The 9,117-nt window shown below is 72.0% G+C and carries 6 protein-coding genes and 1 pseudogene; 2 read left to right on the top strand and 5 right to left on the bottom strand.

Features of this window, described 5'->3' with window-relative positions; translation table 11 throughout:
• Positions 1–126: 126 nt before the first annotated feature.
• Positions 127–1,602, bottom strand: a complete 1,476-nt coding sequence (locus ABZY44_RS36685; RefSeq protein ID WP_356661722.1) for an SDR family NAD(P)-dependent oxidoreductase — start codon at positions 1,600–1,602, stop codon at positions 127–129.
• 193 nt (positions 1,603–1,795) lie between these two features.
• Between ABZY44_RS36685 and ABZY44_RS36680 the strand changes: the two are divergent.
• A pseudogene (locus ABZY44_RS36680) lies at positions 1,796–2,611 on the top strand (DMT family transporter); the annotation flags it as partial.
• Positions 2,612–2,872: 261 nt separating this feature from the next.
• Here ABZY44_RS36680 and ABZY44_RS36675 read toward each other — a convergent pair.
• Positions 2,873–4,183 (bottom strand): transglycosylase family protein, encoded by a 1,311-nt coding sequence (locus ABZY44_RS36675; protein ID WP_356661720.1) that lies wholly within the window; start codon positions 4,181–4,183, stop codon positions 2,873–2,875.
• Positions 4,184–4,389: 206 nt separating this feature from the next.
• Between ABZY44_RS36675 and gndA the strand changes: the two genes are divergently transcribed.
• Entirely contained in the window at positions 4,390–5,835 is a 1,446-nt protein-coding gene (gene gndA, locus ABZY44_RS36670; protein WP_356661718.1) for an NADP-dependent phosphogluconate dehydrogenase, read from the top strand.
• A 526-nt stretch (positions 5,836–6,361) separates the two neighbouring features.
• Here the strand turns inward: gndA and ABZY44_RS36665 are convergent.
• The 3 genes from ABZY44_RS36665 to ABZY44_RS36655 all read right to left on the bottom strand — a co-directional run bounded on the left by ABZY44_RS36665 (position 6,362) and on the right by ABZY44_RS36655 (position 8,595).
• Positions 6,362–6,529: a hypothetical protein gene (locus tag ABZY44_RS36665; RefSeq protein WP_356661716.1), complete on the bottom strand. Its 168-nt coding sequence runs from the start codon at positions 6,527–6,529 to the stop codon at positions 6,362–6,364.
• A 15-nt stretch (positions 6,530–6,544) separates the two neighbouring features.
• Entirely contained in the window at positions 6,545–6,964 is a 420-nt protein-coding gene (gene panD, locus ABZY44_RS36660; protein ID WP_356661714.1) for an aspartate 1-decarboxylase, read from the bottom strand.
• Between the two features lie 734 nt (positions 6,965–7,698).
• Complete coding sequence (locus tag ABZY44_RS36655) at positions 7,699–8,595, bottom strand: hypothetical protein (protein ID WP_356661712.1); 897 nt, start codon at positions 8,593–8,595, stop codon at positions 7,699–7,701.
• Positions 8,596–9,117: the final 522 nt, after the last annotated feature.

Genomic DNA, 9,117 nt, shown 5'->3' with positions numbered 1-9,117 from the left:
GGTGCTGGAACTGGTCGCGGCGGGAGCGTACGACCGAACGGGGTAACGCGGCGCGCCCCCGCCCCCTCCGACACGGTCAGAGGGGGCGGGGGCGCGCGGTACGACGGGCGGAGGGGGCCGGGCGGCCTACCAGTTGGCGGGCGCGTAGTCCTTGAGGAAGACGCCGTACAGGTCCTCACCGAGCTCGCCTCGGACGATCGGGTCGTAGACCCGGGCCGCACCGTCGACCAGGTCGAGCGGGGCGTGGAAGCCCTCCTCGGCCAGGCGGATCTTGTCCGGGTGCGGGCGCTCGTCGGTGATCCAGCCCGTGTCGACGGCGGTCATCAGGATCTGGTCCTTCTGGAACATCTCCTGGGCGCTGGTGCGCGTCAGCATGTTGAGCGCGGCCTTCGCCATGTTGGTGTGCGGGTGGCCGGCGCCCTTGTAGCCACGGCTGAAGACGCCCTCCATGGCGGAGACGTTGACGACGTAGCGACGGCCGGCCTCGGCCGCGGCCATCGCCGGGCGCAGCTTGCTGATGAGGATGAACGGCGCGGTGGAGTTGCAGAGCTGCACTTCGAGGAGCTCGATCGGGTCGACCTCGGACACCGTCTGGATCCAGCTGTTGGTGTCGTGCAGGTCCGGGACCAGGCCGCCCGCGTCGATCGCGGTGCCGGCCGCGATCCGCTCCAGGGACGCGGAGCCGGAGACCAGGGCGAGCTCGGTGACGTCCTGGGCGCTGAGCTTCTCGCCCTTGCCGGTGGGCAGCGCGGCCACGCGGTCCACGGTGCCGCTGCCGAAGGTGCCGATGATCTCGGAGCTGGGCAGCTCGCCCGCGGGGAGGGGGGCGTTCTCGGCGGCGACGAGCTCGCTGTAGGCGCCCGGGGAGCGGCGCACGGTCTGCGCGGCGTTGTTGATCAGGATGTCGAGCGGGCCCTCGGCGGCCACGGAGTCCGCCAGCGCGACGACCTGGGCCGGGTCGCGCAGGTCGATCCCGACGATCTTGAGGCGGTGCAGCCACTCGGAGCTATCGGGCATCGCCTTGAAACGGCGGATCGCGTCGCCGGGGAAGCGGGTGGTGACGGTGGTGTGCGCGCCGTCGCGCAGCAGCCGCAGCGCGATGTACATGCCGATCTTGGCGCGGCCGCCGGTGAGCAGGGCGCGGCGGCCGGTCAAGTCGGTGCGGGCGTCGCGGCGCGCGTGGTTGAAGGCGGCGCAGTCCTGGCAGAGCTGGTGGTAGAACGCGTCGACCTCGACGTAGCGGGTCTTGCAGACGTAGCAGGAGCGCGGACGCTGGAGTATTCCGGCGATCGGGCCATTGGCCGCGGCGGTCAGCGCGTTGCCCTGGGTCTCGTCGTCGATGCGCTCGGCCGAGCCGGTCGCGGTCGCCTCGGTGACGGCCTTGTCGTTGGCGGTCTTGGCGGCGCGGCGGTCCTGGCGGCGGCGCTGCTTGACCGTGCGGTAGAGGCCGGCGGTGGCGCGGCGTACGGTGATCGCGTCCGGGTGGTCGACATCGAGCTTGTCCAGCTCGTCGAGCACACTGAGGCAGAGGGCGAGCCGGTCGGGGTCGACGCCCGGTCCGTAGGCGTGCCCGTAGTCCTGGCTGTCTTCGGTCACCGTCATGCCCGCTGCCGTTCCTTGATCAGTCGTCCGCGTCCGCATGCTGCGGAAGTCCCCAAAAGGGCCAGTGTACGGACCCCTCCCGGCGGAAGCCAAACCTGTTCGCGTCTACTGCGAACGGAGTACGCCTCAAGCCTTACTCGTGCCCGCCTTCAGGTGGAGGAATAGCCTTCCCGTCTCGGGCATTGTGGATTCTATGAGTGCCCTAGCCCTTTCGGTCCTGCTCTGCCTGGTGTCCGCGGTGGCGTACGCGGGCGGGGCGATCGTCCAGGAACGGGTCGCGTCCGCGTCGACGGGGCGGCCGTACGCCCCCGTGCGCCGGGGCGGCTGGTACGCCGCCATCGCGCTGAACGGCCTCGGGGCGCTGCTCCACGTGGTGGCGCTCGCCTACGGGCCGCTGAGTCTCGTGCAGCCCCTCGGCGCCCTGACCATCGTCTTCGCCCTGCCGATGGCGGCCGTGTTCGTACGCCGCCGGGCGGGCGCCGCCGCCTGGCGCGGTGCCCTGCTGGCGTCCGTCGGCCTGGCCGGGCTGCTGGCCCTGACGGGCGGGGACGAGGGGGCGGAGCGGGTCCTTTCGGGCTACGGAGAGGGCATGCTGCTGACCGCTACCGGCGGCGGGGTCGCCCTGCTCTTCCTGATGGCGCGGCGGATGCGGCGGCGGCCCACCGCGCGCAGCGTGCTGCTGGCGGCGGCGGCCGGCACGGCCTTCGGCATGGCCTCGGTGTTCACGAAGTGGGTGGCCGAGCGGTTCGCCCCGGACGCGCTGGTCTCGCTGTGGCCGGAACTCGCCTCGGTGGCCGCGCTCGCGGGCGCCGGGCTGCTGCTGTCGCAGGCCGCCTATCACGGCGCCGGGCTGACCGCGCCGCTGGCCACCGTGACGGTGACCAACCCGGTGATCGCGGCGGCGGTCGGCATCACGATGTTCGACGAGGGCTTCCGCTACGGGGCGGCCGGCGCCGCCGCCGCGGCGGTGAGCGCGGCCCTGGCCGGGACCGGGCTGGTCCTGCTCACCTTGCTGCCGCGGCCGGAGCGGGCGGCCGCGGCGCGGGCCGGCGCCGGAGGGATGGCCGCAGACTCCCGGATCTCGGACTCCCGGATCTCGGACTCCCGCATCGCGGACTCCCCGGCTGCTTCGGGCCCGCCGAGCCCGGACGGCTCCCGCCGCCCGGGCGGGCCGACGGTCGCGTCAGGGCCTTCGGGGTCAGGGCTCTCGGGGTCAGGAGCAGCGGGGTCGCCGGAGGCCGGATCACCGGGGTCGCCGCAACGGGTGGGGTCAGATGTCGACCCCGTGGCCGCGCAGGTACTTCAGCGGGTCGATGTCGCTCCCGTAGCCGGGGCCCGTACGCATCTCGAAGTGCAGGTGCGGTCCGGTCGTGTTGCCGGTGGATCCGGAGCGGCCGATGCGCTGCCCTCCGGAGACCTGCTGACCGGCCTTGACTCCGAGCGCCGACAGGTGCGCGTACTGGGAGTACCGCCCGTCGGGGTGCCGGATGACGACCTGGTAGCCGTACGCACCGGCCCAGCCGGCTGAGACGACCGCGCCGGGGCCCACGGCCTTGATCGAGGTCCCCGTGGCCACCGGGAAGTCGACACCCGTGTGGTAGCCGCTGGACCAGGAGGAACCGGCGACGTGGTAGGCCGTGCCGAGGCCCGCGTCCACGGGCGCGGAGTAGCCGGAGGGCGCGTCCTGCCGGGTGGTGGCGGGTTGCAGCACGGGCTTCTCGGCCGGTTTCTCGGCCGGCTTCTCCGCCGGTTTTTCGGCTGGTTTTTCGGCCGGCTTCTCCGCGGGCTTCTCCTGCGGCTGCTGCGCCGCCGGCTCCACGGGCTTGACCGGTTCGGCCGTGCGCGGCGGCTTCTCGGGACGGGGGGCCGGCGGCGCCGCCGTGATGCGCAAGGCGAGGCGCTGACCGGGGAATATGAGGTCCGGATTGCCGCCCACGGTGGCCCGGTTGGTCTCGTACAGCGCCTGCCAGCCGCCCTGGACGTGCTGTTCGGTGGCGATCAGCGAGAGCGAGTCCCCGGGCGCGACCACGTACGGGTCGGGCAGGACGGACGTCCCGGCCGGGTGGGGCGTGGTGCTCTTCGCCGCGACCGCTCCGTTCCCCTGCGGCTGCCCCTGGGCCTGGTGAGGCTGCTGGGCCTGCTGGGCCTGCCGCAGCGGGGCGACGGGCGCCTTGGGCTGCGCAGCGGGGGCCGGCGCCGGGCCGCTGCGGCTGAGTCCGGCCCGTTTCCCGCAGGCGGGCCAGGCCTGCGGGCCCTGCCCCTTCAGCACCTTCTCCGCGACCGCGATCTGCTGCTCCCGGGTCGCGAGGTCCGCGCGGGCGGCGTACGCGGTGCCGCCGAAGGCGCGCCAGGTGCTCTGGCTGAACTGGAGCCCGCCGAAGTAGCCGTTGCCGGTGTTGATGTGCCAGTTGTTGGTGGACTCGCAGCTGGCGACCTTGTTCCAGGTGTCCACGGAGGCGGCGTTCGCGACCCCGGCACCGATGAACGGGAGCGCGATACCGGCACCGCCCGCGGTGACGACGAGCGAGGCCCGGTTGATGCTGCTCGGCTGATACCGGCGGTGCCGGCCCCGTACACCCATGGGAGCCCCCATCGAAGACATCAGGAGCCTCGCAACCTAACGGCGCGACCGGAGCATGACAAGGCACACAACAAGACCCGGGGGAAGGGAAGTTGATTTCCCGCCGAAAGCGGTACGGCGATCCGGATCTCCACCGATGTAGCGTCGGTGTTCCGGCATTCCTCCGCACATCGAATGCACTGTCGACGCACTCAGGAGCGCACGCAATGAGCAGCAGCACGGCCCAGATCGGCGTCACCGGACTCGCGGTCATGGGCAGCAACCTCGCCCGGAACTTCGCGCGCAACGGGTTCACGGTGGCCGTCCACAACCGCACCGCGGCCAAGACCACGGCACTGGTGGAGGAGTTCGGCCACGAGGGCAGCTTCGTGGCCGCCGGGTCCGCCAAGGAATTCGTCGACGCGTTGGAGCGCCCGCGCCGTCTGATCATCATGGTGAAGGCCGGCGAGGCCACCGACGCCGTGATCCGCGAGTTCGCCCCGCTGCTGGAGCCGGGCGACGTCATCATCGACGGCGGGAACGCCCACTTCGAGGACACCCGCCGCCGGGAGAAGGAACTGCGCGAGCGGGGCCTGCACTTCGTGGGCGTCGGCATCTCGGGGGGCGAGGAGGGCGCGCTGCTCGGCCCGAGCATCATGCCCGGCGGCTCCGAGGAGTCCTACGCCTCTCTCGGCCCGCTGCTGGAGAAGATCTCCGCGAAGGCGGCGGACGGCACGCCCTGCACCTCTCACGTGGGCCCCGACGGCGCCGGCCACTTCGTCAAGATGGTGCACAACGGCATCGAGTACGCCGACATGCAGCTCATCGCCGAGGCCTACCACCTGCTGCGCGAGGTCGCGGGCTACTCCCCCGCGAAGATCGCCGAGACCTTCCGCGCCTGGAACCGGGGCCGCCTGGACTCCTACCTGATCGAGATCACGGCCGAGGTGCTCGCGCACACGGACGCCGCGACCGGTCTGCCGTACGTGGACGTCGTCGCCGACGCCGCCGAGCAGAAGGGCACGGGCCGCTGGACCGTGCAGATCGCCCTCGACCTGGGCGTTCCGGTGTCGGGCATCGCGGAGGCCGTGTTCGCCCGCGCGGTCTCGGGCCACGGCGAGCTGCGTACGGCCGCCCGGGGGCTGGCCGGCCCGAAGGCGGCGCCGCTCTCCGCCGAGGCGGCGGACGCCTTCGCCGCGCGGGTGGAGCAGGCCCTGTACGCCTCGAAGATCGTCTCGTACACGCAGGGCTTCCACCAGATCCAGGCCGGCAGCGAGGAGTACGGCTGGGGCGTGGACCCGGGCGCGGTGGCTTCCCTGTGGCGCGGCGGCTGCATCATCCGGGCCGCGTTCCTGGACCGGATCCGCTCCGCGTACGACGCCCGGCCGGAGCTGCCGAGCCTGCTGGCGGACGCCGGCTTCGCCGAGGAGATCGGCGCCGCGCAGGAGGACTGGCGCGAGGTGCTGGTGGCAGCGGTCCGTCAGGGCATCCCGGTACCGGCCTTCGCGGCCTCGCTGGCCTACTACGACGCCCTGCGCTCGGAGCGGCTGCCGGCGGCCCTGACCCAGGGCCAGCGGGACTTCTTCGGGGCGCACACCTACCGGCGCACCGACCGCGAAGGCTCGTACCACACCCTGTGGAGCGGCGACCGCTCGGAGGTCCGCACGGCCTGAGGCCGCGGCTCCGGCCCCGGACCGGTCCGGGACCGATCCGGGGCCGGTCCCGGACAGGGCACGACGCCCGAGCCGGGCCTGCTGTCGGGCGGGGCGCACGGCCTGGCCAGGCCCTGGCCAGGCCCTGGTTCCGACAGGGCGCGGCCCGGCCAGCGGCCTGGTCCGGGCGGGTCAGGGGCTCGCTCAGCCCAGCGGCTCCGGCATCGGAACGGGTGCGGGGCCCGGGGGCGGTGGCACCGGATCGGGTTCGGGGACCGGACCGGGCGCGGGCGGTGCCGGCCTCGGGACGGGGTCCGGAAACGGTCCGGGACCGGGCATCGGAGGCGTCGGCGACGGCGGCACGGGACCGGGGGTCGGCGGCGAGGGCGGCACGGGGTCGGGCACGGGCGGTTGGGTCATGCCCTCCACCTTCCCGCGTTCCGGTCCCGTACGCACCACGAGGAACGGCGCCCCCGCGGGGGCGCCGTTCCGGATCGGCGGGCCGCGGCGGCGCCTCAGCGAGGTCGCGTTCCGGCCGGCCGGGCACTCACCACAGGTCGGAGTCCGCGTCGAGCTGCGCCGTGGCGGCCGCGACGACCTCGGCCGGCGCCACGGGCGCCTGGGCGAGGAAACCGACCACCACGCCGCCCTCGACGGGCAGCAGCCTGCCGGAGGTGCGGTCGTCCACGCACTGGAACGACTCGGCCTGCGCCATGGTGTCCGGCTCCCCTCAGACAGCCACCGCGTGGGGGCTGCGCTTCTGATCCGTTCCCGGAACCGGGGCGGACGGGTCCGCGCCCAGTTCGATGATGCGGTTGTCCGCGTCCACGTGCACGACGCGCGGCTTCAGCACCCGCGCCTCGGCGTCCTCGACCTGCGCGTAACTGATGAGGATGACGAGGTCCCCGGGGTGTACGAGGTGCGCGGCGGCCCCGTTGATCCCGATGACCCCCGACCCCCGCTCCCCCTCGATGACGTACGTCTCCAGCCGTGCGCCGTTGGTGATGTCGACGATGTGCACCAGCTCGCCGGGCAACAGGTCCGCCGCGTCGAGCAGATCGGCGTCGACGGTCACGGACCCGACATAGTGCAGGTCAGCCTGGGTGACCGTGGCCCGGTGGATCTTGGACTTGAACATCGTACGCATCATCGGGGTACCCCTGGATCTAGGCTCCCTGCCTGCGTTTTTGCAGGTCAAGGGCAGTTTCCCTACCTTACAACGAGTCGCATCTCCGGTCAGCTCTCCCCAATCTTTTCGAGGACTGATGCCGACCGATCGTCCGACTTCTCCGACGCACCGCCAGGCGGGTTCGGAGGGGCCGGCCGGCTCCCTCGGTCCCCCACCGCGACGACGACGCCAGCCTACGCAACGACCGTCGACAGTCGTCCAGGACCACCCTCGCTGTGAGCAGATCCACGGTGGCGGCGTAAGCGGTCGGCACACGCCGACGCCTGCCCATGGGATCGACCCGCCCGGGCTGCGGCACCCGCTCCGACGCCCTTGATGGCACCGCTCGCCGCTCGTCACGGGCAACGGCAGATCCAGGCGGCGGCGCGGAAATATAGCGGCAAACCCCCGGTTAGCGAAACCGGGGATTCTCGTGAGCATTGGTGTTGTCCGCACAGCACCTGACAGTGCCACTCGGCGGGCACTTACCAATTCCTCGGATTTCTGCCAGACCGCGTGCCGACCCGTTTTCAGGATCGGCAGGGCCAGCCCCAAAGGAGCACCCTTGCCGCAGACCCGCAGACGCAGGGCCTCGGCAAAGTGACGAGTCGTCCACTTGGTCACGGTCCGCGGTGGGCGGGTCGGTCCGGGTATGAAGCAGGCACGGGCTTCCAGAGCATGGAGTCCTACGCCCCGTGATCCCCGGCCGTGCGGGGTCAGACGATGTCGGCGTACCAGATCCGGCTCGGCGGGCTGGTCTGGTCGGAGTCCCGGTAGCGCCTGGGCATCCCGGGCCTCAGTGCGGGGCGCAGCAGCCGCCACGTCCGCTCGATCGCCTCGCCCGTGAAGCCGTCGAACTCCGGTGTGACCTGGAGCAGTACCGCGCCATCGCGCAGGGTCTCGACGCGGTGGAAGTCACCGGCCGCGGCGATCCCGTCGCCGCCGCCGAGCTGCTGGGCGATCTCGCGCGGGATCACCATCAGCCACTCGTACCCGCGCAGCAGCCGCCGTGACTCCGGCAGCGTCCGCTTGGGCTGCGGCGGGCCGACCCGCTCCTCGTGCTCGGTGCGGCCCAGCGTGAGGCCGTAGCCGATCTGGGCGTAGCACGGGTCCACCTCCTGCGAGAAGTCCCGCAGCAGGTCCGTCCAGCGCGCCTGGGCGGCCGGCCCGAAGTGGTCTTCGGGCGTGTGCACGCTGAGCCTGACCCAGTCCTCGGAGCCGTCCTCGCGCGCGACGCCCACCCGCAGGAGCTGCTCACCGGGCATGCCCTCGTCGTCCAGCCGGTAGAGCGCGGTCTCGACCAGCTGCACGTCCAGGGCCAGCCACTTGCGCAGCATCGGCAGGTTCTTGCGGGTCAGCACCCGGGCGCGGTTGGTGATCCGGCCGCCCTGGCTGAGGCTGTGCACGCTGAGGAAGCCCCAGAGCGTTCCGGGCGGACCGCACGGCACCGCTTTGCTGAGCGACTCCTGCACCTGTCCGGTGGAGTCGAGGAGCGCCTGGAAGGTCTCGTGCTCCAGGCGGTCCGGGCACTCCGTGAGCCAGCGCCAGGCGAGATCGGCCAGTGCCTCGGGGTCGCGGTACTCGGTGTCGATCTCGCATCGGATCTTGTGCATGCCGGCTCACCACTCCTTTCGGGAGAGCTGTCGGTCAAAATCGGACGTCCTAGGTGACCGGGTTGTAGATGATGACGGCTCCGAGAAAGCCCGCCGCCGGGGCTTCGGCGGAGTAGAAGGTCGTCGGGTTCGTGACGATCTGTCAACCCGTGGGCCCTGGAGGCGGACAGGCACGGTCTTCCGAGATCATGGAGTTCTCGACGCCCCGTGACCTGCCTGGAAGACCGTGCCTGCCGACGCATCATCGCCGATACCGCCTGCCCTTGACCAGTTCCGCGATTACCCACAGCTCACCCCCGAGGAGGTGCCCGGACTGCTGGAGCGTCTGGCCGAGGTGCCCGCCCCCCGTTATGTTTTTCGCGGTCCTGCAACGGGGCCGCTGGCCTCCGGGCCCGGTATGACTGTGTCCCCTCTGTCGAAGGCATGACAATGCCGTTGCATTAATGGTCGTGCCATCGGTAGTGCAGTGTGACCATGACTGGGGCTCGTCGGCTGCTGGCCGGCTCACCAGGCACTTTGCTG

It is taken from the genome of Streptomyces sp. NPDC006544 (assembly GCF_040611715.1).
Classification (GTDB): Bacteria; Actinomycetota; Actinomycetes; order Streptomycetales; family Streptomycetaceae; genus Streptomyces.
Note: the sequence above shows the minus strand (reverse complement) of the source record. Positions and strands in the feature narration are given on the sequence as shown.